This is a genomic window from Roseibium aggregatum IAM 12614, from assembly GCF_000168975.1.
Taxonomy (GTDB): domain Bacteria; phylum Pseudomonadota; class Alphaproteobacteria; order Rhizobiales; family Stappiaceae; genus Roseibium; species Roseibium aggregatum.
This window is the reverse complement of record NZ_AAUW01000005.1, coordinates 73071-98668: the sequence shown is the minus strand read 5'-3', so window position 1 is coordinate 98668 and position 25598 is coordinate 73071. Positions and strand designations below refer to the sequence as shown.

The following is a 25598-nucleotide window of genomic DNA, read 5'->3' as shown; positions in this document are numbered from 1 at the left end:
CTTCAGGATTTTTCGATCCTCGCCGACACTTTGTCCAAACAGCAGTCAACTGGCAGCGGAAAATGAACAAGGTCGATTACATCATCGTTGGGGCCGGCTCGGCCGGATGTATCCTGGCGGAGCGCCTGAGCGCCGATCCGCAAACCCGTGTCCTTCTTCTGGAAGCTGGCGGGTCCGATGCCTCGCCCTGGGTGACGCTGCCGCTTGGCTACGGCAAGCTGAATTCCGACCCGAAACGCACCTGGCGGTTCATGACCGACCCGGACGAGGGCCTGGGTGGCCGCAGAGTCTACTGGCCGCGCGGCCGGTTGCTGGGGGGATCTGGCTCGATCAACGCGATGGTCTATTGCCGCGGCCTGCCCGGCGATTTCGAAGACTGGGAGGCCTCCGGTGCAAGAGGCTGGGGGTGGGCGAACGTCAAGTCGACATTCGAGCGCCTTGAAACACGGGTCACCTGCGACGGCGTCAAACAAGGCAATGGCCCAATCCATATCCAGAACGTGTCCGATCAGGTCCACAGGGTGAACCGGCATTTCTTCGCCGCGATCCGTGAGGTCGGGCTGCCGTGGAGCGACGATTTCAATGGCGATGCTCCGGAAGGTGGCGGCATTTACCAGATCAACACACGGGACGGCCGCCGGTGTTCCTCTGCCCGCGCCTATCTTCGTCCGGCGCTTGCCCGCAAGAACCTGAGCGTTCGTACGCAGGCCCAGGTGGCCCGCATTCTGTTTGACGGAAACAGGGCGACAGGCGTGGAACTCCTGAGTGGGGAAACCCTGTTTGCCGGCCGGGAAGTCATCCTGGCGGCTGGCGCCATCGGCTCGCCGCAACTGCTTCAGGTTTCCGGCATCGGACCGGGAAAGCTGCTGAGTGAACTGGGCATTCCCGTCATCCACGCCAATGATAATGTCGGCGGCCATCTTCAGGATCATCTGGCGGCCAATTTCACATTTCGTGCCAAGGAACCGACGCTCAACGCGATCCTGCGCCCCCTGCTCGGCCAGGCTCTTTCCGCCATGCGCTATGCGGCAACGCGCAAGGGACCTCTGGCGCTTTCCGTCAACCAGTGCGGCGGCTTCCTGCGCTCGCGGCCGGATCTCAGCCGACCGGACCAGCAGCTTTATTTCAATCCGATCAGCTATCGCCTACGGCCCTACAAGGACAAGACCCGGCTGACCATCGATCCGTTCAACGGCTTCATCATCTGCGCCCAGCCGGCCCGTCCGACCAGCCGGGGCCGCATCGACATCAAGAGCGCCGATGCCAGTGCTGCGCCCTCGATCCGGCCTAATTCTCTCGCAACAGAAGAAGACCGCCAGACCGTGATCGATGGCGGAAAGCTTTGCCAGAGATTGATGGCAAGCCACGCCTTGAGCGCGCTTGTCGAGCAACCGGTCGCCCCCATCCTTGGCGACCTTGACAGTGACGGACTTCTGTCGGACTTCCGAAGCCGGGCCAGCACCGTCTTCCATCCGGTGTCGACATGCCGCATGGGGGAAAACCGCGAGACAACCGTCGTCAACAGCCGCCTGCAGGTGCATGGGGTTGAAGGCCTGCGCGTCGCCGACGCGTCCGCCTTTCCGAACATCACCTCGGGCAACACCAACGCCCCGACCATGATGCTGGCCCTCAAGGGGGCCGATCTCATTCTAGAAGACCAGAAGCGAGCCCTCTCATGACCGTTCAGGACATCGCCCAAGACTATCTGACCACAGGCAAGCTCGACGCCCTGCCCGACGGGCATTTCATCGCCGGCAAGCGCACTCCTGCCTCGAACCGCAAGATGGACAGCTTCGACCCGGGCCGGGCGGAAGCTTTTGCCGAATTTTCTCTCGGGTCCGAAAACGATATGGACAAGGCCATCGACGCTGCCGAGAAAGCGGCCGCCCACTGGCGTCAGGTGACGCCCGCGGAGCGCTGCCGGATCCTCAACACTGTAGCCCGGGTGTTCCGCGAAAATGCCGACCGTCTGGCCGTGATCGAGGTGGTCGACAGCGGCAAGACGCTGGCAGAGGCCCAGGGCGACGTTCAGTCCTCCGCGCGCCTCTTCGAATATTATGCAGGTGCCGCCGACAAGCTTGACGGACGGTCGGTCAATCTCGGCCCTGCCTACACTGCCTTCACCGTGCGCGAACCGGTCGGAGTTACAGGGCATATCATTCCCTGGAACTATCCCACCTCGACCTTCGCGCGCGGTGTCGCCCCTGCCCTTGCGGCGGGCTGTTCCGTTGTCGCCAAGCCGGCCGAGACGACGCCTTTTACCGCGCTTGTCATGGCCGAACTTCTCTGTGAGGCCGGTGTGCCGGAGGGACTGGTGAATGTGGTCACCGGGCTTGGCAGCGATGTTGGCGCACAGATGGCCCGCGATCCCCGCATCAAGCAGCTTACCTTCACCGGCTCCGTCACCACCGGCATCAATGTGGCCCAGATGGCCGCGCCGAACGTGACCCGGCTGACACTGGAACTCGGCGGCAAGTCACCTCTGATCGCTTTTGCCGATGCCGATCCGGAGAAGGTCGCCGATGGAGCCTATTGGGCAATCTTTTCCAATTCCGGCCAGATCTGTTCGGCCGGATCGCGGCTGATCCTGCACAAATCGATCCGCGACGAGGTACTTTCAATCCTTGCCGAACGCGCGGCCAGGATCAGAACCGGTCATGGCCTGACGGCCCCGGACATGGGCGCTATCAATTCTGAACTGCATCTTTCCCGTATCAAGGACCATGTGGATGCCGCGAAGGCGCGCGGCGCCAACATCCTGACCGGCGGCGACGTCACCAGCGACACGGATACCGGCAAGGGCTGGTTCTTCCAGCCGACAATTATCGCGGATCTCGCGCCGGACGATCCCGCGGTCCAGGAAGAAATCTTCGGCCCGGTGCTGTCTGTTCAGATGTTCGAGAGCGAGGAAGAAGCCGTCGCACTTGCCAACGGCACCGACTTCGGCCTGATCGCCAGCGTCTATACCAATGACGTTGGCAGGGCGATGCGGGTTGCCGGAGCATTGGATTGCGGCCAGGTTTCGGTCAACGACTATTGGGCCGGCGGTCTGGAGCTGCCTTTCGGCGGCAACAAGAAATCAGGTTACGGCCGCGAAAAAGGCTGGGAAGGCCTCGACGCCTATACCAAGGTAAAGTCCATCACGATCAGCAACGCGAGCTAAGCGGACCAAAATGAAACTCGACCAAATCGAGACCTTCGTCGTCGAAAACGCCCCGCCGCGCCACGGTGGGCGCTACTTCATCTTCGTCAAGCTGGTGACCGCATGCGGGATCATTGGCTATGGCGAGATCTACAACGCGACCTTCGGCCCGCATCTGGTTGCCGAAATGGCAAAGGACGTGTTTCAGCGCCAGTTCGAAGGCGAAGACCCGCACCACATCGAGAAGCTTTGGCACAAGACCTATGGCGCCGGTTACACGCAGCGTCCGGATGTCACCGTGATGGGCGTTTTGTCGGGTCTGGAAATAGCCTGCTGGGACATCATCGGCAAGGCCGCCGGCAAGCCGGCCTATCAGCTTCTGGGCGGCAAGGTGCATGAGCGTCTTCGGTCCTACACCTACCTCTATCCTTCCGACGGCGATGTCTATCCGGACCCGTCGAAGCCCAACGTCTACAACGATCCGGACATGGCGGCGGAAGCGGCGGTCAAGGCCGTTGATCAGGGTTTCACGGCGGTGAAGTTCGATCCGGCTGGTGCCTACACGATCTACGATGGTCACCAGCCGAGCCTTGACGATCTGGAGCGGTCAGAAGCCTTCTGCCGGCAGATCCGCAACGCCGTCGGCACCAGGGCCGACCTTCTTTTCGGCACGCATGGCCAGTTCACCGTTTCGGGCGCCAAGCGCCTTGCCCGCCGGATCGAGGCCTATGATCCGCTCTGGTTCGAGGAGCCGATCCCGCCGGAAAAGCCGGAGGACATGGCCGAGGTTGCGCGGTTTACATCCATAGCGGTCGCGACCGGTGAGAGGCTCTGCACCAAATATGAATTTGCCCGGGTGCTGGAAACCGGAGCGGCGAGCATCCTGCAGATGAACCTCGGACGCGTCGGCGGTCTGCTGGAAGCCAAGAAGATTGCAGCGATGGCGGAATGCCGTTCGGCGCAGATAGCACCGCATCTTTACTGCGGACCGCTGGTGGCGCTCGCCAATATCCAGCTTGCAACCTGCAGCCCGAATTTCCTGGTACTGGAATCGATCCGCACCTTCGACGGTTTCTATGCCGAGCTGCTGAAGACGCCAATCCGCTGGGAAGACGGCTACGTCATCCCCTCAGACGAGCCGGGCCTTGGTCACGACCTCAACGAGGAGATCGCTCGGGCGCATCCCTACACCGGCAATGAACTGCATCTTGGGTTCCAGGAAAGCCCGGCCTTGCCGCTCTAAATAGCAGTTCGGCCGCAGGGAGGTCTCCCTGCGGCCGAAACATCAGTTTTCTTTTCTCAAAATCAGGCCGCTGTCTTGGCCTTGAACTCGATCCGGCGGCGATGCAGCACCGGCTCGGTGTAACCGTTTGGCTGGCTGGCGCCTTCGAACACCAGTTCGCATGCAGCCTGGAAGGCGACCGAGCCTTCGAAGTCCGCCGCCATCGGCCGGTAGAGCGGATCGCCCTCGTTCTGGCCGTCCACCACCGCGGCCATGCGCTTCATGGTCTCCAGAACCTGCTCCCGTCCGACAACGCCGTGGTGCAGCCAGTTGGCGATGTGTTGCGAGGAAATGCGAAGGGTGGCCCGGTCTTCCATCAGGCCGACATCGTTGATGTCCGGCACCTTGGAGCAGCCGACGCCCTGTTCGACCCAGCGGACGACGTAGCCCAGAATGCCCTGGGCATTGTTGTCGAGTTCAGCCTGAATGTCTTCCGGTGCCCAGTTCGGGCGCTCGGCAACGGGAATGGAGAGAATGTCTTCCAGCTTGGCGGCGTCACGGCTCTTCAACTCGTTCTGACGCTCTGTCACGGCCACCTTGTGGTAGTGCAGCGCATGGAGCGTCGCAGCCGTCGGCGAGGGAACCCAGGCCGTGTTCGCGCCGGACATGGGATGACCGATCTTCTGCTCCAGCATGGCGTGCATCAGGTCGGGCATGGCCCACATGCCCTTGCCGATCTGGGCATGACCCGGCAGCCCGCAGGCAAGACCGACATCGACGTTGTTGTTCTCGTAGGCACTGATCCAGGTTGCGGCCTTCATGTCGCCCTTGCGGATCATCGGACCGGCTTCCATGGAGGTGTGCATTTCATCGCCGGTCCGGTCGAGGAAGCCGGTGTTGATGAAGAACACCCTGTCCTTGGCCTGACGGATACACTCCTTCAGGTTCACCGTGGTGCGGCGTTCCTCGTCCATGATGCCCATCTTGAGCGTGTTGCGCTCAAGGCCGAGGGCATCTTCCACCCGGTTGAAGATCTCGCAGGCAAACGCAACTTCTTCCGGGCCGTGCATCTTCGGCTTGACGATATAGACCGAACCCGCGCGGCTGTTCAGCTCGCGGCCGCTCGGGCCGATGTCGTGCAGCGCGATCAGCGAGGTGATCATGCCGTCGAGAAGACCTTCCGGCACCTCGTTGCCGTCCTTGTCGAGCACGGCGTCGTTGGTCATGAGATGGCCGACGTTGCGTATCAGCAGCAGCGAGCGGCCGTGCAGCGACAGCGCGGTCCCGTCAGGTGCCGTGTAATTGCGGTCGCCGTTCATCCGGCGGGTGACGGTCTCTCCGCCCTTTTCGAATGTTTCTTCCAGGTCGCCCTTCATCAGGCCAAGCCAGTTGGTGTAGACGACGACCTTGTCTTCCGCGTCGACCGCGGCGACAGAATCCTCGCAATCCATGATCGTCGACATCGCCGATTCCAGGATCACATCGGCGATACTGGCGTCATCGGTCTTGCCGATCGGATGTTGCGCATCGATGTTGATTTCCAGATGCAGGCCGTTTCTGACCAGCAGCACCTTGTAGGGAGCTGCATTGTCTCCGGAATACCCTGCAAACTGAGAGGCATCGGCAAGGCTCGTGCTTCCGGTCTTGGTGGAAATGACAAGCGCTTCGTCTTCCACGGCAAACCCGGTCACATCGGACCAGCTTCCAGCCGCCAGCGGAGCAGCTTCGTCCAGAACCTTGCGTGCGTAGGCAATCACTTCGGCGCCGCGTGCGGGGTCAAATCCCTTGCCGGCCGGCAGAGAGCCCATCGCATCGGTGCCGTAAAGCGCATCATAGAGAGACCCCCAGCGCGCATTGGCGGCGTTGAGTGCATAGCGCGCATTCATCACCGGAACGACAAGCTGCGGGCCTGCGACAGAGCCAATTTCCGGATCAATGTTAGCGGTGCCGACGGAGAAGTCCGGTCCTTCCGGTACCAGATAGCCGATTTCCGTCAGGAAGGTCTTGTACCCCTCCATGTCCGGGGTGCCCGGGTTGGCCTTGTGCCAGATATCGATCTTTTCCTGCAGGCTGTCACGCTTTGCCAGCAGCGCCCGGTTCTTCGGCGCCAGATCGTGGATCAGGCTCGACAGGCTTTTCCAGAAATGTTCCTGATCGACACCAGTCTCCGGAAGGGCCTTTTCATTGACGAAGTCATAAAGAACCCTGGCAACTTGCAATCCATGGGCATCGACGCGGCCTGTCATCTGTCAGCTCCCTAAACGAACTTGAAAATCTGATATTAGCCCGTGTTTTGGGGTCTAAGCACGCAATCGTCAATTGCCAGGCCGATTGGATGACTTTTTCCATTTTGGAAAAGATCCCGATCATTATCTCCAACAGTATAGGTCGGTATACAAAAAGATTGCCCTTTGCCTGCGCGCGCCAATCCGTTACCGATGGGGTTCCATTCCATCTTCCACACAATGGTTTCCATGTACTCGCTGGTTAAACGTGTAGGCGATCTGACCTACGGCAACGCCCTATTGATGCTGGCCCTGACCACGCTGTTCTGGGGCGGCAACACTGTTGCCGGCCGCCTTGCGGTTGGCGAAGTGTCTCCGATGGTGGTGGTGTTCCTGCGTTGGGTGATCGTTGCCGGCATTCTGGTGCCGCTGCAGTGGCGGCACATATGTGCGGAGTGGCCCCTGATGCGGCCCTATTCCTTCCGTATGGTGCTGATGGCCGTCTTCGGGTTCATCGGCTTCAACACGCTGTTCTATATCGCTGCGACGGAAACCACGGCCGTCAACCTGGGCATTATCCAGGGGTCGGTCCCCATTCTTGTTCTGATCGGCTCCATGATTGCGTTCGGCAGCAGGATCCGGACCCTGCAGGTGATCGGCATTCTGCTGACGCTTGCCGGGGTGACGCTGATTGCCGCCCAGGGCAGTCTGGAGGTATTGCTTGCGCTTGCCGTCAATCCAGGCGACGGGGTGATGCTGATCGCCTGTGTGCTCTATTCCGGATATACGCTTGCGCTGCGCGACCGGCCGCAGGTTTCACCGCTTGCCTTCTTTGCGGTTCTGTCCGGCATTGCGGCCCTCACCTCCCTGCCCGGTCTTGGGTATGACATTGCCGCCGGCACCGTTCAGTGGCCGTCACTCCAGGGGTGGCTCGTGGTCCTTTATATCGCGCTGTTTCCTTCCTGCCTCGCGCAGATCTTCTTCATGCGCGGTGTCGAGCTGATCGGACCGGCCCGCGCGGGGGTCTTCATCAACCTGGTGCCTATCTTCGCGGCCATTCTGGCGGTTTCCATCCTCGGAGAACCGTTCAAATGGTATCACGGCTCCGCTCTGGCGCTGGTGATCGGTGGCATCTGGCTTTCGGAGCGCAAGGCAGGCTAGGCGAAACGGTGTAATACCGGACCTTTTTGGCCTGCACCGACGCCCCGCTCCGGGACAGCCAGTTTGCGTTTTTGGAATAACTTGTTCTAACTGATCGGGATTTCAGACGTGTTCCGCAGTTTCAAAGATACCCTCCGCGTGGTCGTCCTGGCTGCAGCCACCTTGTGTCTTGCCTCAACCGCCGAAGCCGGATTGTTGTCGCGGCTTGCACGGGAGGCCGGTGATGCCGCCGGTTCCGCTGGCAAACACATCAACACGCCCAAGCACCTTCTCGACGAAGGCGCTTCGATTGCAAAACGGCTTCCCAAGATCTCGGGCGCCGCGTCCGTTGCCCTGATGCCGGCCCCGGGAAACGCCTGGCAGCTCGTCACGCCCGAAGGCAAAAGTCTGCACCTGTCATCCCTCAACGATCTGCCGGACACCCTGGATGATGCCGCAAGGCAGTCGCACCGGCCGCTGGTGGGCGATCTTCCGGGCAAGACCAAGGCCCCCGACACGCTGCAGCTCGCGGTCCGGGAAGCCGACTTCTTCCAGCTTCGGGACCAGTTGGGAACCCTGCCGCCGAAGGCCCGGCCCGTGATGGTGTTGCCAAATGGCAAAACATACGACCTGAAGCCAGTCCGCCATCCTGGCGGCACGAGGCTGGCCGTCGCGCTTTCGCCGGATGTCCTGATCGATCCGGCAACGGCAAGAGCACTCGACGGCAACATCAGGTTCCTGTCGCGGCCGGTCAAACAGGCGGGTCTCAAGATGGCCCGGTTCGACAGTGCCGCGTCGGCGAACGCGGCAGCTCCGGGCGACATGATAGCCAATCTCAATGCCGACATTCTCGCGTCCAGCCTGGCAAAATATAAAAACCGGACCCTCGTCGTGAGTGGCCGCATCGCTCCGCACCCGCAAACCGGGCGGCCGCAATTGAGTGTGCGCGACGGCAAGTCCGTTAGGGACATCTACCTCGAGACCTTTCAGGCGGCAGCCGAAAGCCAGCGTGTCAACCTGATGCTTGTCGAGAGTGCCTCGCTGGTTCAACCCGGCAAAAGCTGGTTCTCAAAGACCGCGCTTGAAAAACGCTTTGAAGCCGCACAATCGGCAATGACCCAGGCCGACCTTCTGAAGGCTCTGTCGCCGCCCAAAAGCACAACCGTGATCAGCGCCGCCGACGAGAGAAACTTCCGGCTGGTGACCGCAACGCGTTTCGACCCGGCAGCAACACCCGCGGTCGCCACCCAGGACGTGTCTTCGGCAGCCGGAGATGACTACACACTTGCCGGCTGGCTTCTGGATGCAAGCTTGCGGACCGGCGTCAGGACCATTCACAGCAACAACGAAGACCCCGTTCACACGGACGAGGTCGAAAGCCGCTGGATACCCTGGGTATCCAACTTCAACCTGTTCCTCTTCGCGGTCCTGTCCGCCGTCACGTTGTTTCTGGGCTGGTATCTTTGGCGCTGGTGGAACCGGCTCTGGCACTTCATTCTCAAAAACAGTGCGGCTGCCGAAGCGCCTTCCCGTTTGCTCAAGGCCATCAAGATCGTGCTATTCGTGCCGTTTGCGTTTGTCATGGTGGTTCCGGCAATGATCTGGCTCTTCGTTGCCGACTGGGTGAGGTTCCTCACGTGGCCCTTCCGCAAGGTATTTGGCCGCTAGGCTTTGGACCCAAGGTCTTTTTCACTCAATCCTGTGGCTATTGCCGAGGGCTGCAAGAATATTTGAAACGCTAATTTGAAATTGCCGCAATCGCGGTGCACCATGAGGGCATGGAAACTCCATTAATTACAGGCGCTTTCGCGCTGCTCCTGATCACGATTTCCCTGCTGCAGCCCCTTGCCCGCCGGCTTGGGCTGGCGCCTAGCGTTTTGCTGGCAACTGTCGGCACGATGATCGGCATTTTGGCGACCTATCTGCGCTATACGGCCGAAACCAATGCCTTTAACGCGATTGCGGACGTCTTCATAAATCCCCCGCTGGATTCGGAGATGATCCTCTATATTTTCTTGCCAATTCTGCTGTTTCAAACCGCGCTCACGCTGGATGTCCGACGGATTATCGAGGATATTGCTCCGATCCTGCTGATGGCAGTCGTCGCCGTTTTGTTGCACGGCTTTATCGGGTTTGCCCTCTATCCGCTGGCGACACTGTTTTCGCTTACGGATATCACGCTGATCGCTGCTTCTGCTCGGCTCCATCGTCGCCACCACGGACCCGGTCGCGTCGTCGCCATCTTCCGGGACATCGGCGCGCCTGCACGTCTCGGCCGGATCGTGGAAGGCGAAAGCCTGCTGAACGACGCTGCCGCCATCGTGATCTTCGTCATCCTGCTGCACATGCTGACGGGTCACGAGACGATGACCGTCGGAGAATCCGCCATTGCTTTCAGCCGCTCCTTTGCCGGCGGCATCATTGTCGGTGCGCTGCTTGGCCGGATCGCGGTTTCGCTGCTGCCGGTCATGCGCGACATTCCGCTGGCACAGGTGACGCTGAGCCTGGCCCTGCCCTATGGCACCTATGTGCTCAGCGATCAGTTCGTTGATGTTTCCGCCGTCGTTGCGGTAGTTTGCGCCGGAACGGTGTTCAATCTGTACGGCCCGGCCCGCATTCAACCGGCAAGCTGGCAGTTTCTCCATGCGGTGTGGGAGCAGATCTCCTTCTGGGCGGCTTCGCTCATCTTCCTCTTGTCCGCCATCCTGATCCCGCGTTTCGTCGAGGGCTTCACGCCCATCGACATCCTGTTGCTGTTTGTCGTCATCGTCGCGGCGCTGGCGGCGCGTGCGGTCGTCATCTTCGGGCTGCTGCCGGTGCTCAGCGTGTTCCGCATGGGACAGGCGGTCAACGATCGCTACAAGACGGTGATCCTGTGGGGCGGCATGCGCGGCGCCGTCACGCTGACGCTGGCGCTCAGCGTGTCCGAGCATGCGATGCTGTCGGACGAAGTGTCGGTCTTCGTCACAAAGCTCGCAACGGGCTTCGTGCTGTTCACGCTGCTTGTCTATGGCACCAGTCTGAAGCCGTTGATCCGGCTGCTCGGCCTCGACAAGCTGAACGCCCGCGACGAGGCCTTGCGCACGCAGTATCTCGCCCTTGCGCTGTCGGACGTGCGGCAGGAACTGGAAACCGCCGCCCGCAACTATCACATCGCACCGCGCGTCACGGACGATGTTCTGAAGGATTACGAAACCCGTGCGGCAGCGGCGGCAGCGGAAACCAACAAGCTGGAAGAACTGAAGGACTGGGACCGTGTCCGCATCGGCCTGATTGCGCTCGCCGACCGGGAACAGCAGCTCGTGCTGGAGCACTTCCACGACAAGACCATATCCGGTCGATCCGTTTCGCGCTTCCTCGCCATGACGGGGCGAACAGGAGACCTGACGCGATCCGAAGGCCGGTCCGGCTATAATCAGGCCGCGCGGCAGCCGCTCAAATTCGGCCTCGGTTTCCGCCTGGCGCAGACTTTGCAACGTCGGCTCCGGATTGCCCGGCCACTGGCGATCCGCCTTGCCGACCGGTTCGAGTTCCTGCTCGTCTACAGGATCCTTGCCGACGAGCTGGTGGACTTCAACAACCGGCGGATACGCCCCCTGCTCGGTGACCGCGTTGCCGACATTCTTCAGGACACTCTGGCGATCCGTCAGGACGAGACCCTTGCAGCCATCGATGCGCTGCGCCTGCAGTATCCGGACTATGCCGATGCCCTTGAAGGGCAGTTCCTGCGCAAGGCCGGTGTCCGGCTGGAAGAAACGGCCTATGACGAAGCCAAGGAGCAGATGCTGATCGGAACCGAGCTGCATCGCGAGCTTCTGCGCGATGCCGAGCGGACCCGGAAAGCCTGCCACACACGGCCGAAGCTCGATCTTGGCCTGAAGACCCGCGAACTCGTCAGCGCCCATCCACTCTTCGCCGACCTTACCCGCAAACAGCAAAAGGCCATCCGCCGGATGATGCGCCCGCAATTCGCAACGCCGGGCGAGAAGCTGATCCGCAAGGGTGACCGCGGCGATGCCGCCTATTTCATTGCATCAGGCGCAGTGGAAGTGCGTGCGCCCAGTCATAACATCCGCCTTGGACGTGGTGACGTTTTCGGTGAAATTGCCCTTATGACCGGCGGCCGCCGCAGCGCAGACGTGGTCGCACTTGGGTACTGCCAGTTGCTCAGCCTCAGAGCGCAGGATTTCAAGGCGCTTCTGGGTGAAAACGAGGATCTGCGCAATCACGTCGCCATGCTGACCAAACGGCGTCAGTTGATGAACATGGACGACGGCGAAGCGGAACTGGAAGATCCCGTCTTCCCCATTTTCTCGGAGATCAGAACCAGCACAAGGTCGGAAGAAGCCCCGGATCCGGAGGCAGGCCCCTCAGAGCAGGAGACAAACGAAACGGAAGCCGAAGTGTTCACCTTCGATGAGACAGACGCGCAAAACGATCCGTCCCTCACGGAAAAACTGAACGCGGCCGATACCGTCACCAAAACGGTGGAGGAGACGCCCCTGCCGGACAATGAGCGAGACAGCGACGCCAATGAAAGCGAAGGCAAGGCTGCGGCGAAGGAAAAGAGCGAGAGCAACACCGGATCTGCTGATGAGAAGGAGGAAAAGGGCGGCGCAGAAGGCGCGCAGCCACGCATGACAACCTCTGCAGCTACCTCGTCACCGGATGAGGACAAGACCGAACCGGCTGAAGAGGTCCGCGCCAGGAGCATGCCTGAGAAAACTCAAGAGCCGAACGCCAAGAGCCACGAGACGGCGTAGATCCGGTTTTGACGGGACATCGCCGCAGGGGCCAAACCACTGCGGCGATGATGGGCAATGTTACCCGGCTTTCTGGATTTCCACCGAATGCGGATAGGGAATGGAGATGCCGCCGCCATCGAAGGCTTCCTTTACCGATTTCAGCATGTGAAATTTCAGTTCCCAGTAGTCGCTTGCATTGCACCAGAGCCTGACACCAAGATCGACCGAACTGTCACCCAGGTTGGTCAGCCGGACCCAGGGTTCGGGATCCTTGTGCACCCGCTCGTCCGCATTGGCGACATCGAGGATGATCTGCACCGCCTTGTCGATGTCGTCGTCGTAGTCGATACCGAAGGTCAGATCGAGACGACGGGTGGAGTGGGCCGAGAAATTTGTCACCACCGTGCCCCAGGCCTTGCCGTTCGGCATGATGATCTGGACATTGTCCGGCGTCACCAGTTCGGTGACGAAGATGTTGAGATCCTTGACCGTTCCCGACGTCCCGCCGATATCGACATACTGGCCGATTTTGTAGGGACGGAAGATGATCAGCATGACACCGGCGGCGATGTCGCTCAAGGTGCCTTGCAACGCCAGGCCAATGGCCAGCGTACCAGCGCCGAGAACCGCCACCAGGCTGGTTGCCTGAATGCCGAAGAGCTGCAGAACCGCGATTAGAGTGACGAGCAGAACCAGCCAGCGGACGATCGATGCTGCAAAGCTGCCGATGGTATCGTCAATCCGCGGGTGGGCGACGAAGCGCCGCTTGACGATGCTCGACAGGAAGCCCGCCAGAAACCAGCCGATCACCAGAACGATGACGGCTTTCACCGCGTTGATGATCAGTGGCGTATAGACACTCACCTGGTCGATTGCGCTTTCCATGAACTCCCTCCGGCCTTGTTCAGTCAATTGATTACGTGGAATTACTACCAGCAGATTTTGGGACTGGCCAGAAACCTGCCCTCAGAATGTCCGCAGCTTAGCGGTCCAACGTGCGCGAACCGAACCTGCCACCCGGCGCAGCGAGCCAGTCTTCCAGAAACTGTGCCATGTCCTCGTTGCCACAGCCACTGATGGAGCGCGGGTCAATCACGCATCCGGCTTCAAGCAGCAGACGTGCGCAGGAAATGTGGTCCGCCTTCGGGTCCCTGGGGGCAAATTCCGAGCCGTGCACGACAGTGTCGAGGGCATCGCCACCAAAATGATTTTTTCGGCTAAGGTCCGGGCCAAAGGACAGGAAATAGGCGAGCTCGTCCGCAAGTCCATTCCAGCCTGCCACATGTAGCGGCGGCAACCCCATTTCGTCGGGCTCATCCGGGTCCAGACCGGCGGCAATCAGGGCCTTCATGTGGTCCAGCTTGCCGGGAAGGATGGCAAGCCGTGTCAGCAGGCTTTGGTCTTCCTTGCTCAAGCGCGCAACGTCCAGCCTTCCCGGGTCTTCCTTTCCCTTTGCGCAGGCCGACAGAACCTGCTCGTTCGCGGTCAGCACTTGCGCATGTCCCCGTTTGGCCAGGAAAGCGGCAACCGGCAGGTTGCCGTAAATCAGTGCCATGGCATAGGCGGTGTGCCCCTCCCAATCCGCGTCCGGATCGGCGCCATGGGCAAGCAACAGCTCGGCAATTTCCTCGGAACAACCACGCCGGGCAGCCTGATGAAGCGCTGGAATGGAGTTCACCGGTTGGCCGCTCGGGTGATCTGCCACAGTGATGTTCGGATCGGCGCCAGCTTCCAGAAGCAGCCGGACCTTGTGCTCGTCGCCGAAATCGAGCGCACGCGGCAAGGCGTTGGTCCCGTCAGGCCTTGCCCCGTGTTTCAACAACAGCTCAAGCGCACGGGAATGCCCAAGCTCGGTCGCGTGGTAGAGGCTTTCGTTGTCGTTGGGATCGGCCCCGCGCTCCAGCATCCAGCGGCCTAGCTCGAAATTAGCCGCATGGCACAAGGCGCCGTAGAGTGCAGACAGCAAATGCGTGTCCCCTGGCTGGTCCGGATAGCCGTCATTTACATCCGCACCGTTGGCCACCAGCAGCTCGGCGATGGCAAGCATCTGCGGTGCCAGTTCCGGCCGCCGGTGAATGTCCTTCGAAAACGCCAGATGCAGGATCGGCGTGCGCAGGCCGACCCGGCGCGTGGCTACTCCGGCGTCGGTTTCCAGGGCGGAGCGGACGGCCTCGAGTTCATACAGGGCAACCTGAAGTCCGAAATTGTCGTCCTTCAGCGTGGGGTCATCGGCAAGCAGTTTTTCCGCAACCCAATGCTGGCCGAAATAAAGCGCCTGTGTCAGTCGCTGTGCGCGTTCGGCACGGCTCATGGATGCTGTTTCGAGGGCGAATTTCAGCTTCGGCCAGCTTTCGTGACCGGCCTCGCGGGCAATCACGTGCAGAAAATCCGCATGGCGCGGCGGCCTTGCCGTGTCCACATGTGCGGCAATCCGTGCGACGGCCTCTGCCTCGCCGTTCAAAAACGCCTTTTTCAGACGGCGAGCGGATTTCCGGAAATGATCAAGGGTAAGGGAAGACGCAAGTCCTGCGGACATGGCTTTTCTCCTGAGTTGAAAGCCCGGGCGATCCGCTGGTGTCGGGCGCAGGTGAAAAACCGGCAAATATCTTTAGTCGTCAGGGTGCTTACGCTTTCCGCGGATCCGGTTGCCGCCCTCATCGGCGACATCAGACTGCATGAGAGAGGAGCAGATTTCAACCCCGGGGCTCAATCGGAACCATGCTCACGTTCATACCGTTCGCGGGCACTGGAAACGGCAGCTTCATTCTCGATCGCCCAGCTTGTCAGCGCCTTCAGCGGCACCAGAAGCGTCCGGCCGAGCGGTGTCAGGGAATAGTCGACCCGTGGTGGAATGGTGGGCGTCACAACGCGATTGACCAGCCCGTCCTTCTCAAGTTCCCGCAAGGTCGCGGTCAGGGATTTCTGGGTCACGCCGCCGATGGAGCGTTTGAGATCGGTAAACCGCTGCGGCTCGGCCTCAAGATGGGCGACCACGAGGCTGCACCATTTGCTGCAGACGGTCTGCAGCAACCTGCGCACCGGTGCGCAGCGCGGGTCCTCGTGGTGTGGCAATTGCTCGCGCGGCAGGTCTTCGACGGATTTTGCCAGGGGTTTCATCTAGGATACCTCGGTTTCCAAAAGGTGCCGTCTTGCGGCTCGCTGCGTCATACCTCATTTCATATCAGTATCCAACGTATACCGAGGTATCGCCTGGATACTCCTCCCAAGATTATATTTCTCAAGGAATTCAACATGTCGCTGAAATTGAAGGTCATCTCCGGGTCCACGCGCCCCGGACGGGTCGGGCCGACCATTGCGAAATGGGCGGCCAGCGCCGCTGAGGCGCATGGCGGCTTTGAGGTGGAATACATCGACCTCGCTGACATCAACCTGCCGCTTCTGGACGAACCTGCGCATCCGGCCGCCCAGCAATACACCCACGAGCACACCAAGCGCTGGAGCAGCATTGTCGCCGACGCCGACGCGTTCCTGTTCCTGACCCCTGAATACGACTATTTCGCGCCGGCATCTCTGGTGAATGCCGTGCAGGTGCTTTACCGCGAATGGAACTACAAGCCGGCCGGCATCATCAGCTACGGCGGGATTTCCGGTGGCCTGCGCGCGTCGCAGACGCTGCGCGAGCTGCTTGGCAACGTCAACGTCATGGCTCTGCCGCAAGTCGTTCCGGTTCCCTTCTTCCCGGAATTCATCAACGACGAAAGCGTCTTCACACCGAACGACAAGATGAGTGAAGGCACCACCCAGCTGCTGGGCGAGCTGACCAAGTGGGCAACCGCCCTGAAAACCATGCGCGGTTAAATGACAAGGCCGCCGGATACCTGTCCGGCGGCCCTCAATCGTTTGTCAGTTTTGGCGGTCCCGGCCTTATTTCTTCACGGGGCCCATATCGCAGGGGGGCTCGCTGTCGTCGGGCACGAAAAAGTCGGGCGCCAATGCCAGGCTCGGGTCCACCCGGTATTTGTCGAAGTCGGTCACGCCGCGGCTGGCCAGAAAGGTGTCGTCAATGACAAACTGTCCGGTGAACTCTTTCGACGGCGTGGTGAAGATTTCATAGGCTGCATCGGCCAGAATGTCCGGTGTCCGGCTCTGCTGCATCATCTTGTCACCGCCGATGATGTTCTTGATCGCCGCTGTTGCGATGGTCGTGCGCGGCCACAGGGCGTTGACCGCAATGCCTTTTGAGCGAAGCTCGCCTGCCAGCCCCAGCACCACAAGGCTCATTCCGTATTTGGCGATCGAATAGGGCGTGAACGGTGCAAACCATTTTTCCTGCATGTCCAGAGGGGGTGACAGCATCAGGATATGCGGATTAGCGGACTGTTTCAGATGCTCAATGGCATGCTTGGAACAGGCAAGCGTGCCACGGGTGTTGATCTGGTGCATCAGATCGAACCGCTTCATGTCGGTCTGCTGCAGCCGGGTCAACTGAATGGCGCTGGCGTTGTTGACCAGAATGTCGAGCCCGCCGAAATGCGCCGCGGTCTTGTCCATTGCTTCCTTGACCGCTTCGTCGTCCCGCACATCCAGCAGAACGGGCAGCGCCTTGCCACCGGCGGCCTCGATCTCCTCGGCAGCGGTATAGATCGTGCCTTCCAGTTTGGGATGGGGTTCCGCCGTCTTGGCGGCAACGGCGATGTTGGCTCCGTCGCGCGCGGCCCGCAGCGCAATCGCCTTGCCGATCCCGCGTGAGGCGCCGGTGATGAAAAGTGTCTTGCCCTTCAGGGACATGGTGGTTCCTCCATCTGTCGCTCTCCGGCGACGACCTTGCGGTCTGGAAATTTCTCGTTCCGACCAGTTTTGGGTCAGGCCTTCTTTTTCGTCATGAAGGCCTGGAAGGCAGCTATGGTTTCCGGGGCGCTCAACCGGCTGGCAAAGATCCTGATTTCCTCTTCGACGCGTTCGGAAAGCCGAGCTGTGTCCCTGCGCAGAAGTTTTCTGGAAAGCGCCATTGCCTCTGGCGGCTTCGAAGCGATTTCCTTCGCGCAGGCCATGGCGGCCGCGTCGACATCCCCTTCCACCACTTCGTTCACGAGCCCGGCCTGCTCGGCTTTTTCGGCCGAAAAGGCGTTGCCGAGGCACAGCAGTTCAAAAGCCCGGGCCGGTCCCATGATCTGCGGACCGAGCAGGCTTGAACCGGCTTCCGGAACAAGCCCGAGATCAACGAAGGGCGAACGGATGAGGGCGCGCGGGCTGGCAAACACCATGTCGCAATGCATCAGCAAGGTGGTGCCGACACCGATGGCGATACCGTCTATCGAGGCAACCAGCGGCTTTTCGTTGCGAACCAGGGCCCTCAGGAACCGAACGACCGGCGTCTCACCAAGCCCGGTCTTGCCGGCATATTGCAGAAAGTCGCCAATATCGTTGCCGGCGGTAAAAACCTCCGGCAGGCCGCAGATCAGATGACAGCGGATATCCGCATCCGTGTTGCCGGCCTCCAGAGCTTCCGCGAGATCGTTGTACATCTGCCCGGTCAGGGCATTCTTCTTTTCCGGCCGGTCCAGACGCAGGGTCTGGACGCCGTCTTCAAGGGACTTGCGGATCATCATCAACTCCGGTCAGGCGGTTCAGGACGCCAGGGCTTCAGCGTCGAACGCCTGAATGGCTTCGGCAGACAGAAGAATATCCGACTTCAAACCGGCGGTTTCCCCCATCGTGGTTTCGCAGAAGCTGCGGGCGAGCAGCGTGCGTTCGGACAGCCGCTGTGCCGGTTCGCCTGAAGAGGCAAGCGCGCCCCTGGCAAGCAACACGCCCCCCAGGGTCAGCCCTGCGAGCCGGAGATAGGGCGTTGCGCCGGCCAGCGCATCGCCGATCCGCCCCTCCGCCTGGGCGCTCAGCATGAAGCCGGTTGCTTCCTCCAGATCCCGGATGCTGGCCGAGAGCCGGTCCGCCGTTGCCCCGAACTCGGGCCGGTTGGAGGCCGCGACCTCGTCGGCCACCGCCTGCAGTTCCGCAATAAAGCCCTTGATATGCTCACCGCCGGACAGCGGCAGCTTGCGCATAACCAGATCGATGGACTGGATGCCGTTGGTGCCTTCATAGATCGGGGCGATCCGGGCGTCACGCAGGTGCTGCGCCGCGCCCGTTTCCTCGATGAAGCCCATGCCGCCGTGGATCTGAATGCCGAGCGAGGCGACCTCGACGCCAAAGTCCGTCGGCAGGGCCTTGGCAATGGGCGTCAGCAGGCTGGCGCGCTCGCTCCAGAAAGTCTTGCCTGCCTCATCCTCGGCAATCTTCGACATGTCGATGGCGTGGGCACAGGCGTAGCAGATGGCGCGGGCGACCTGCGTGCGGGCCTTCATGCCCAGAAGCATGCGTTTGATGTCAGGATGGCGGGCAATCGGGCTCATGCCTTCACCGGTATCACCGGGAGCCCTGCCCTGCTTGCGCTCCAGCGCATAGGCGAGCGCATGCTGATAGGCGCGCTCCGCGACACCCAGCCCCTGAATGCCGACAGCCAGACGAGCGTTGTTCATCATCGTGAACATGCAGGCCAGGCCGCGGTTTTCCTCACCGACCAGCCAGCCGATGGCACCACCTTCGTCGCCATAGACCATGGTGCAGGTGGGCGACCCATGAATGCCCATCTTGTGCTCCACACCGCCCACCTTGACGTCGTTGCGCTCGCCCAGAGAGCCGTCGTCGTTGACCAGGAACTTCGGCACCAGAAACAGAGAAATGCCCTTGGTACCGGCAGGAGCATCCGGCAGGCGTGCCAGCACCATGTGGATGATGTTGTCAGTCAGATCGTGGTCGCCATAGGTGATGAAGATCTTCTGACCGAAGATGCGGTAGGTGCCATCATCCCGGCGCTCGGCCTTTGCCTTCAGCGCGTTCAGGTCCGAACCGGCTTGCGGCTCGGTCAGGTTCATGGTGCCCATCCATTCGCCGGAGACCAGTTTCTCCAGATATTTTGCCTTGAGCTCGTCCGAGGCGTGTTTTTCCATCGCCTCGATGGCACCGATGGTCAGGGTCGGGCCGATGGCGAACGCCATTGACCCGGAGTTCCACATTTCCAGCGCAGCCGCCGACATCATCACCGGGAGGCCCTGACCGCCGGACTCCGGATCGGCGGTCAGGCTGTTCCAGCCGCCCTCGATCCAGGCATGATAGGCCTCGCGCCATCCCGGAGGCGTGGACACCTTGCCATCGGAGAGCGGAGTGCCGTGCTTGTCGGCAACGGCATTGAGAGGCGCGATTTCCTCGGCGGCGAACCGGCCAGCCTCAGTCAGGATGGCATCGACAAGATCGTCGCCGAGTTCGGCGTGACGGGCACTCTTTTGCAGGTCGGACAGACCGCAGACGTGTTTCAGAGTGAAGGCAATCTCATCGACGGGTGCGCGATACATTCAAGTCCTCCCAAAACCAGTTGGCTTTTGATTCATTCCGCCGAATGACGGTTTTCGCTGTTCCGAGCTTGACGGCGGCAAGGCTACTCCGCAAAAGGCAATATCGACAGCGGTTTGAAAGGACAATAGACCCGTTGACGTTAACGTCAACCCGTATCGCAGCGGCAGGTCATCGTCTTTTTGGTCAATTGCGGAAACGAGTTGTCCGGTTGGTCTGGTTCCTGCCAGACAGGACTGCAACACCGTCACCGGAACGAAAATCTTTGCGTATCCAGGCTGCCCGTAAACGCCTGATACGCCAGCGAGTGAGGCACATGCGGACTTGGACGCTCGACATCGCCGACGCCAACTGGCAGGCAGCGCCTGAAGCAGATGCCGTATGCGCTGCCCTGATGGCCGGTGAGCTGGTGGCGGTGCCGACCGAAACCGTCTACGGCCTTGCCGCCGATGCCACCAACGGTACGGCCTGTGCGAAGATATTCGCAGCCAAGGGGCGGCCGCAGTTCAACCCGCTCATCTCGCATGTCCAGACACTGGGCGCTGCGCTGGACCACGGCGTCTTCGACGAACGCGCGCTGGCACTGGCCGAGGCCTTCTGGCCCGGCCCCCTGACGCTGGTCGTGCCCAAGCGCGCAGGTTCCCCGATTTCCGATCTGGCCACCGCCGGGCTTCAAACTGTTGCCCTGCGCGTGCCTGTCGGCCCGGTCATGCGATTTCTGGCCGAAAAGACCGGCAGGCCACTAGCAGCGCCAAGTGCAAACCGGTCGGGCAAGATCAGCCCGACGCGGGCAGAAGACGTGGTTGCCGATCTTGGTCCTTCGCTCAGTTTCGTCATCGACGCGGGCGCTTGCGCCGTCGGCATCGAATCCACCATCGTCGGGCTGGTTGACGGAACGCCGCGCCTGCTGCGGCCGGGCGGTCTTGCACGCGAGGACATCGAACGTGTGCTGGGGCAGCCTCTTGAAGGCGCCAGCCCGGACATGCGGCCGGATGCCCCGGCAGCACCGGGAATGCTGACGTCTCATTATGCGCCCGATGCGGCCATGCTGCTGAACGCAAGCGAGGTGAGTGCCGGCGACGGGCTGCTCTCTTTCGGCACCAATCGTTTGCCAGGGGCTGAACTTGCAAAGGCGGAATTCAACCTGAGCCCGACAGGCGGCCTTGCAGAAGCTGCCGCCAATCTGTTTCGCGCCATGCGATTTCTCGATGCGCAGGGTGTCAGCACCATCAAGGTGCAGTTTATCCCCAGCTTTGGACTGGGCGAAGCGATCAATGACCGGCTGCGCCGCGCAGCCGCCCCGCGCGACTGACACCTGCCAGCCCCTTGCCTTCGATTGAGCCGGCTAAATTAATGAGCTGCGCTTTTGACGCATTCTTCAGCAACAAAACAAAAGGCCTTAAAAAACAGCAACTCGGAAGCAGGTGCTAAATTTCAAGCTGAATCCGGATCACCTTAAGTTAATAGAAAAGATCAGCAAGTTTCCGCCTCCGAAAGCAAGCAACCCCCGCCGCCAAATCTCGATTTTGGTTAAGCAATTCATACAATATCCGTTGATATAAGAACCTCTACTGCAAACTTATCAACACCATGCCCCAAATGGATTACGGTAAAAAGCTCGCGTTCCCTTACTGGAATCGCGTAGTTTGAGAATCAGAATTGAGATGCAGCGGACCTCCCCTCGGGCATTGCGGTGCTCGCACCTCGGTAAGGGCCGGCAAGATAGCCGGCCCGCTTTTTTGCCCTTTCCCTGACCCCACCCAAATACGATCAGCCCTATCCGACGCCACAGCGCAGGCAACCAGAGCGTTCAGCATGACGGCCGGCAACTCCTTTCAGGGGGTTACACGCAGAGGTCGAACGGGCCTGGGCCTCTCCAGGGTTATAAACGGCATGCTGACTCGGCGGGTATGATGTGTCTTTCGCCGAGGGGCTGACATTTACATTCGGCTGCCGTCTTCCCGATTGCACGATCAATGACGGATTTCCCTTTTCCGCCACTCTCCCGATTTGCCGCAGTGGTTAGTCCAATGCGGGAATTGACAGCCTGTTCTGCAACCGCTCTGATGCAGAGGCTACAAAAGATAACAATCGACCTTCCGGAAACGCCCCTTTGTCTACGCTGCTTCTGCACCATTCATCCTATCTCGATCACCTGACACCCGTGGGGCATCCGGAGCGGCCGGACCGTATCCGGGCGATCGACAGGATTTTGGAGCACGAAAAGTTCCAGTCCGTGGAGCGCGATCTCGCGCCCATGGGGACTGTTGAGGACATCGCCCGCGCTCACCCGATGAGCTACGTCGACCAGATCCACCGGCTGGCGCCAACGGAAGGGACGGCCCGCGTCGATGCCGACACCACCATGTCGCCCGGCACCTGGGAAGCCGCGCTGCGCGGTGTTGGCGGCGCTTGCCGCGCTGTCGACGAGGTCCTGACCAAGAGGGTCAACAACGCCTTCTCCGCTTCCCGTCCTCCCGGCCACCACGCGGAAAAAGACCGCGCCATGGGCTTCTGCTTCTTCAACAATGCAGCGGTTGCCGCGCGCTATGCACAGGCGAAGTTCGGGTTGGATCGGGTCGCCATCGTCGATTTCGACGTTCACCACGGCAACGGCACCCAGGACATCTTCTGGGACGATCCGACGGTGATGTATTGCTCCACCCACCAGATGCCGCTTTATCCGGGCTCGGGAGCTGCTTCGGAGACCGGAGAGGCCAACACCATCGTGAACGCACCGCTGGCCCCGGGGGAAGACGGAACCGGCTTCAAGGAAGCCTTCGAGGTGCTGCTCCTGCCGCGTCTCAATCACTTCGCACCGGAACTGGTGATCATTTCCGCAGGGTTCGACGCGCACATGCGCGACCCGCTGGGCGGGCTCAACCTTGTCGAGGCGGACTTCGCCTGGGCCACACGGGCGTTGATGGACGTCGCCGACGCCCACAGCAATGGTCATCTGATCTCGGTTCTTGAAGGCGGATACGATCTTGAAGGCCTGGCGCGATCGGTCGCCGCACATGTCATGACCCTCATGACCGGTTAGGGCGAAAAGCACGGGGATGACCGGCAGAAGGCCGAAATCAAACCTTGACCTTCGGCCCTCAGACCGCAAGTTTCCCTCAAGACCAGACGCCATTCAGACAAACGGGATCCTATCGATGACCGATGCTGCCAACGACATTGCCGGCCTTTCCTTCGAAGAAGCGCTGAAGCAGCTCGAAACCATTGTGCGGGAACTCGAGCAGGGCAACGTGCCGCTGGAGCGGAGCATCGACATGTACGAACGCGGCGACGCGTTGCGCAAACATTGCGACACGCTTCTGAAATCCGCGGAAGCCAAGGTCGAGAAGATCCAGCTTGGTCAGAACGGTGAAGCCAGCGGTACCGAAGCCCTCGATCCGCAATAAGCCAGCCACGCCAACGGATAACCCCCTGACCGCTTCCTGAGTCGATTCCGAACTGCGTGGCGGCTCGCTCGATTGTGACGATGGTATTCGGAAGCACACCTTGGAACCGAAATCGACGTTTCATGGGTCAAACAAATAACAGTGCCCCAGATGACGTCGTCAGCAGCAGACGGTCTCATTCTGATAATTTGCATCTTTCGATAGCGTAACTGCGCGCATTTTCGCCAAAACCTGCACGTTTTCTGCCAAAAAGCCCTTTAAGCCGTTTCCATCAAGTGTCGGGCGTTTCCGTCGCAGGAATCAGGGAGCCAATTTGGCGCATACCACCTGCCCGATTTGCGCCCTATATCCGGTTGGTGTATGCCTGCCCGCCATGTTTCAATTCGTGGAGCTATCTCCAGAGTGACTTCGAAGCCCGATACCCCTCTTCTTGACCAGGTTAAGTCCCCGGCCGATCTGCGCCAGCTTGATGAAAGCGATCTCAAGCAGCTCGCCGACGAATTGCGCGCGGAAACGATTGATGCCGTGTCGATTACAGGCGGTCACCTGGGGGCCGGGCTTGGTGTCGTCGAGTTGACTGTCGCATTGCACTATGTGTTCAACACGCCCGATGACAAGCTCATCTGGGACGTTGGCCACCAGTGCTATCCGCACAAGATCCTGACGGAGCGCCGGGACCGAATCCGCACCCTTCGCCAGGGCGATGGCCTGTCAGGCTTCACAAAACGCGCCGAGAGCCCCTTTGACCCATTTGGCGCGGCACATTCCTCCACCTCGATTTCGGCAGGTCTCGGCATGGCCGCCGGCCGTGATCTGAAGGGCGGCAGCAACAACGTTATTGCCGTGATCGGTGATGGCGCCATGTCCGCTGGCATGGCCTATGAAGCGATGAACAACGCCGGCCATCTCGGCTCGCGTCTCATCGTCATCCTGAACGACAACGACATGTCCATCGCACCGCCGGTCGGTGCCATGTCCGCCTATCTGGCCAAGCTCGTCTCCGGCCCGACCTACCAGACCTTTCGCGACGCGGCCAAGAATCTGGTCAAGAACCTGCCCAAGCCGGTTTTCGAGAAGGCCGCACGCGCCGAAGAATATGCCCGCGGCTTCTGGACCGGGGGAACGCTGTTCGAGGAACTCGGATTCTACTACGTCGGCCCGGTGGACGGTCACAACCTCGAACACCTCCTGCCTGTCCTGAAGAATGTCCGCGACACTCACCATGGCCCGATCCTGATCCATGCGGTTACGCAGAAGGGCAAGGGATATGCGCCAGCGGAAGGGGCGAAGGACAAATATCACGGCGTTGCCAAGTTCGATGTCGTTACCGGCAAGCAGGCCAAGCCGAAAGCCAATGCACCCAGCTACACCAATGTTTTTGCAACGTCACTGATCAAGGAAGCGGAAACAGACGACCGGGTGCTCGCCATCACTGCCGCCATGCCGGACGGCACGGGGCTTGATCTGTTCGGCGAAGCCTATCCGAAACGCACCTTCGACGTCGGCATTGCCGAGCAGCATGCCGTTACCTTTGCCGCGGGCCTTGCGACCGAAGGCTTCAAGCCCTTTTGCGCGATCTATTCCACGTTCCTGCAGCGGGCCTATGACCAGGTGGTCCACGACGTGGCAATCCAGGGCCTGCCGGTGCGCTTTCCGATAGACCGGGCGGGTCTTGTCGGCGCGGATGGCCCGACCCACGCAGGTGCCTTCGACACCGCGTTCCTGACGTGCCTTCCGGGTTTTGTCGTCATGGCCGCGTCTGACGAAGTGGAACTGCGCCACATGGTGGCAACGGCCGTTGCCTATGACGAAGGCCCGATCTCGTTCCGCTACCCGCGCGGCGAAGGCGTCGGTCTCGACATGCCGGAACGCGGCAGCGTGCTTGAAATCGGCAAGGGCGTCATCCGCAGGGAAGGCACGAAAGTCGCCCTCCTGAACTTCGGCGGCCGCATGAGCGAATGTCTGAAGGCTGCGGACGAACTGGATGCCGCCGGTCTTTCGACCACCGTCGCAGACGCCCGTTTCGCCAAACCTCTCGACATGGACATGATCCGTCGTCTCGCCCGCGAGCATGAGGTTCTCGTGATGATCGAGGAAGGATCGGCCGGCGGCTTCGGCAGCCACGTCCTGACCCGGCTTGCTGAGGAAGGCCTTCTGGACAACGGCTTGAAGGTGCGTGCGCTGGCTCTGCCGGATGCCTATCTCGACCACGACAAGCCGGATGCCATGTATGCCCGCGCAGGTCTCAACAGCGACGGCATTTTGAAGACTGTCTTTACCGCACTCGGCACGGCCTCTGTCAGCGCGCCACAGCGCGCCTGACCGGCTTTCAGCCTTCCGGCCCCCGCA

Annotated in this window: 18 protein-coding genes; 11 read left to right on the top strand and 7 right to left on the bottom strand. The window is 60.8% G+C overall.

Features of this window, described 5'->3' with window-relative positions; translation table 11 throughout:
• Positions 1 to 62: 62 nt before the first annotated feature.
• From SIAM614_RS08105 to SIAM614_RS08095, 3 genes are read left to right on the top strand one after another with little or no spacing between them, the layout of a single operon-like run.
• The gene (locus tag SIAM614_RS08105; protein WP_006933543.1) at positions 63 to 1679 is read left to right on the top strand and encodes a GMC family oxidoreductase; all 1617 of its coding nucleotides are present in this window, start codon (positions 63 to 65) and stop codon (positions 1677 to 1679) included.
• The gene (locus tag SIAM614_RS08100) at positions 1676 to 3163 is read left to right on the top strand and encodes an aldehyde dehydrogenase family protein (RefSeq protein ID WP_006933541.1); all 1488 of its coding nucleotides are present in this window, start codon (positions 1676 to 1678) and stop codon (positions 3161 to 3163) included. Before SIAM614_RS08105 ends, SIAM614_RS08100 begins: the two co-directional genes overlap by 4 nt.
• Before the next feature lie 10 nt (positions 3164 to 3173).
• Positions 3174 to 4385: a mandelate racemase/muconate lactonizing enzyme family protein gene (locus SIAM614_RS08095; RefSeq protein WP_006933539.1), complete on the top strand. Its 1212-nt coding sequence runs from the start codon at positions 3174 to 3176 to the stop codon at positions 4383 to 4385.
• 62 nt (positions 4386 to 4447) lie between these two features.
• Here the strand turns inward: SIAM614_RS08095 and SIAM614_RS08090 are convergent, their stop codons facing one another.
• Complete coding sequence (locus tag SIAM614_RS08090) at positions 4448 to 6610, bottom strand: malate synthase G (RefSeq protein WP_006933537.1); 2163 nt, start codon at positions 6608 to 6610, stop codon at positions 4448 to 4450.
• A 228-nt stretch (positions 6611 to 6838) separates the two neighbouring features.
• Here SIAM614_RS08090 and SIAM614_RS08085 point away from each other — a divergent pair, with 228 nt between their 5' ends.
• The 3 genes from SIAM614_RS08085 to SIAM614_RS08075 all read left to right on the top strand — a co-directional run bounded on the left by SIAM614_RS08085 (position 6839) and on the right by SIAM614_RS08075 (position 12492).
• Positions 6839 to 7750, top strand: a complete 912-nt coding sequence (locus SIAM614_RS08085; protein WP_050789354.1) for a DMT family transporter — start codon at positions 6839 to 6841, stop codon at positions 7748 to 7750.
• Positions 7751 to 7858: 108 nt separating this feature from the next.
• A complete protein-coding gene (locus SIAM614_RS08080) occupies positions 7859 to 9397 on the top strand; it encodes a hypothetical protein (RefSeq protein ID WP_006933532.1) in 1539 nt (512 codons plus the stop codon).
• A 110-nt stretch (positions 9398 to 9507) separates the two neighbouring features.
• Positions 9508 to 12492 carry a cation:proton antiporter domain-containing protein gene (locus SIAM614_RS08075; protein WP_006933531.1) on the top strand — a complete coding sequence of 995 codons (2985 nt, stop codon included), beginning with the start codon at positions 9508 to 9510 and terminating at the stop codon, positions 12490 to 12492.
• A 60-nt stretch (positions 12493 to 12552) separates the two neighbouring features.
• Here the strand turns inward: SIAM614_RS08075 and SIAM614_RS08070 are convergent, their stop codons facing one another.
• From SIAM614_RS08070 to SIAM614_RS08060, 3 genes are all read right to left on the bottom strand, one after another.
• Positions 12553 to 13359: a mechanosensitive ion channel family protein gene (locus SIAM614_RS08070; protein ID WP_006933530.1), complete on the bottom strand. Its 807-nt coding sequence runs from the start codon at positions 13357 to 13359 to the stop codon at positions 12553 to 12555.
• 97 nt (positions 13360 to 13456) lie between these two features.
• A complete protein-coding gene (locus SIAM614_RS08065; protein ID WP_006933529.1) occupies positions 13457 to 15010 on the bottom strand; it encodes an ankyrin repeat domain-containing protein in 1554 nt (517 codons plus the stop codon).
• A 170-nt stretch (positions 15011 to 15180) separates the two neighbouring features.
• Positions 15181 to 15591, bottom strand: coding sequence for a winged helix-turn-helix transcriptional regulator (locus SIAM614_RS08060; protein WP_006933528.1), 411 nt, complete (start codon positions 15589 to 15591; stop codon positions 15181 to 15183).
• Between the two features lie 135 nt (positions 15592 to 15726).
• Here SIAM614_RS08060 and SIAM614_RS08055 point away from each other — a divergent pair, with 135 nt between their 5' ends.
• On the top strand, positions 15727 to 16293 hold the full coding sequence (locus SIAM614_RS08055; RefSeq protein ID WP_006933527.1) for an NADPH-dependent FMN reductase: 567 nt from the start codon (positions 15727 to 15729) through the stop codon (positions 16291 to 16293).
• Positions 16294 to 16359: 66 nt separating this feature from the next.
• Here SIAM614_RS08055 and SIAM614_RS08050 read toward each other — a convergent pair whose 3' ends face one another.
• The 3 genes from SIAM614_RS08050 to SIAM614_RS08040 form a co-directional block, all read right to left on the bottom strand.
• Positions 16360 to 17223 (bottom strand): SDR family oxidoreductase, encoded by an 864-nt coding sequence (locus SIAM614_RS08050; RefSeq protein ID WP_006933526.1) that lies wholly within the window; start codon positions 17221 to 17223, stop codon positions 16360 to 16362.
• 74 nt (positions 17224 to 17297) lie between these two features.
• Complete coding sequence (locus SIAM614_RS08045) at positions 17298 to 18041, bottom strand: crotonase/enoyl-CoA hydratase family protein (RefSeq protein WP_040439679.1); 744 nt, start codon at positions 18039 to 18041, stop codon at positions 17298 to 17300.
• A gap of 21 nt (positions 18042 to 18062) precedes the next feature.
• The gene (locus tag SIAM614_RS08040) at positions 18063 to 19844 is read right to left on the bottom strand and encodes an acyl-CoA dehydrogenase (RefSeq protein ID WP_006933524.1); all 1782 of its coding nucleotides are present in this window, start codon (positions 19842 to 19844) and stop codon (positions 18063 to 18065) included.
• Between the two features lie 314 nt (positions 19845 to 20158).
• Between SIAM614_RS08040 and SIAM614_RS08035 the strand changes: the two genes are divergently transcribed.
• From SIAM614_RS08035 to dxs, 4 genes are all read left to right on the top strand, one after another.
• Positions 20159 to 21154 carry an L-threonylcarbamoyladenylate synthase gene (locus SIAM614_RS08035; protein WP_006933523.1) on the top strand — a complete coding sequence of 332 codons (996 nt, stop codon included), beginning with the start codon at positions 20159 to 20161 and terminating at the stop codon, positions 21152 to 21154.
• Positions 21155 to 21955: 801 nt separating this feature from the next.
• Positions 21956 to 22885 carry a histone deacetylase family protein gene (locus SIAM614_RS08030; RefSeq protein WP_006933522.1) on the top strand — a complete coding sequence of 310 codons (930 nt, stop codon included), beginning with the start codon at positions 21956 to 21958 and terminating at the stop codon, positions 22883 to 22885.
• A 115-nt stretch (positions 22886 to 23000) separates the two neighbouring features.
• On the top strand, positions 23001 to 23249 hold the full coding sequence (locus SIAM614_RS08025; protein ID WP_006933521.1) for an exodeoxyribonuclease VII small subunit: 249 nt from the start codon (positions 23001 to 23003) through the stop codon (positions 23247 to 23249).
• Positions 23250 to 23651: 402 nt separating this feature from the next.
• A complete protein-coding gene (gene dxs, locus SIAM614_RS08020; protein WP_006933520.1) occupies positions 23652 to 25571 on the top strand; it encodes a 1-deoxy-D-xylulose-5-phosphate synthase in 1920 nt (639 codons plus the stop codon).
• Positions 25572 to 25598 lie beyond the last annotated feature (27 nt).

Excerpts from the sequence above, each read along its gene's own strand:
- SIAM614_RS08105 (WP_006933543.1), top strand. The coding sequence starts at position 63 with ATGAACAAGGTCGATTACATCATCGTTGGGGCCGGCTCGGCCGGATGT.
- SIAM614_RS08100 (WP_006933541.1), top strand. The coding sequence starts at position 1,676 with ATGACCGTTCAGGACATCGCCCAAGACTATCTGACCACAGGCAAGCTC.
- SIAM614_RS08095 (WP_006933539.1), top strand. The coding sequence starts at position 3,174 with ATGAAACTCGACCAAATCGAGACCTTCGTCGTCGAAAACGCCCCGCCG.
- SIAM614_RS08090 (WP_006933537.1), bottom strand. The coding sequence starts at position 6,610 with ATGACAGGCCGCGTCGATGCCCATGGATTGCAAGTTGCCAGGGTTCTT.
- SIAM614_RS08085 (WP_050789354.1), top strand. The coding sequence starts at position 6,839 with ATGTACTCGCTGGTTAAACGTGTAGGCGATCTGACCTACGGCAACGCC.
- SIAM614_RS08075 (WP_006933531.1), top strand. The coding sequence starts at position 9,508 with ATGGAAACTCCATTAATTACAGGCGCTTTCGCGCTGCTCCTGATCACG.
- SIAM614_RS08070 (WP_006933530.1), bottom strand. The coding sequence starts at position 13,359 with ATGGAAAGCGCAATCGACCAGGTGAGTGTCTATACGCCACTGATCATC.
- SIAM614_RS08065 (WP_006933529.1), bottom strand. The coding sequence starts at position 15,010 with ATGTCCGCAGGACTTGCGTCTTCCCTTACCCTTGATCATTTCCGGAAA.
- SIAM614_RS08060 (WP_006933528.1), bottom strand. The coding sequence starts at position 15,591 with ATGAAACCCCTGGCAAAATCCGTCGAAGACCTGCCGCGCGAGCAATTG.
- SIAM614_RS08055 (WP_006933527.1), top strand. The coding sequence starts at position 15,727 with ATGTCGCTGAAATTGAAGGTCATCTCCGGGTCCACGCGCCCCGGACGG.
- SIAM614_RS08050 (WP_006933526.1), bottom strand. The coding sequence starts at position 17,223 with ATGTCCCTGAAGGGCAAGACACTTTTCATCACCGGCGCCTCACGCGGG.
- SIAM614_RS08045 (WP_040439679.1), bottom strand. The coding sequence starts at position 18,041 with ATGATCCGCAAGTCCCTTGAAGACGGCGTCCAGACCCTGCGTCTGGAC.
- SIAM614_RS08040 (WP_006933524.1), bottom strand. The coding sequence starts at position 19,844 with ATGTATCGCGCACCCGTCGATGAGATTGCCTTCACTCTGAAACACGTC.
- SIAM614_RS08035 (WP_006933523.1), top strand. The coding sequence starts at position 20,159 with ATGCGGACTTGGACGCTCGACATCGCCGACGCCAACTGGCAGGCAGCG.
- SIAM614_RS08025 (WP_006933521.1), top strand. The coding sequence starts at position 23,001 with ATGACCGATGCTGCCAACGACATTGCCGGCCTTTCCTTCGAAGAAGCG.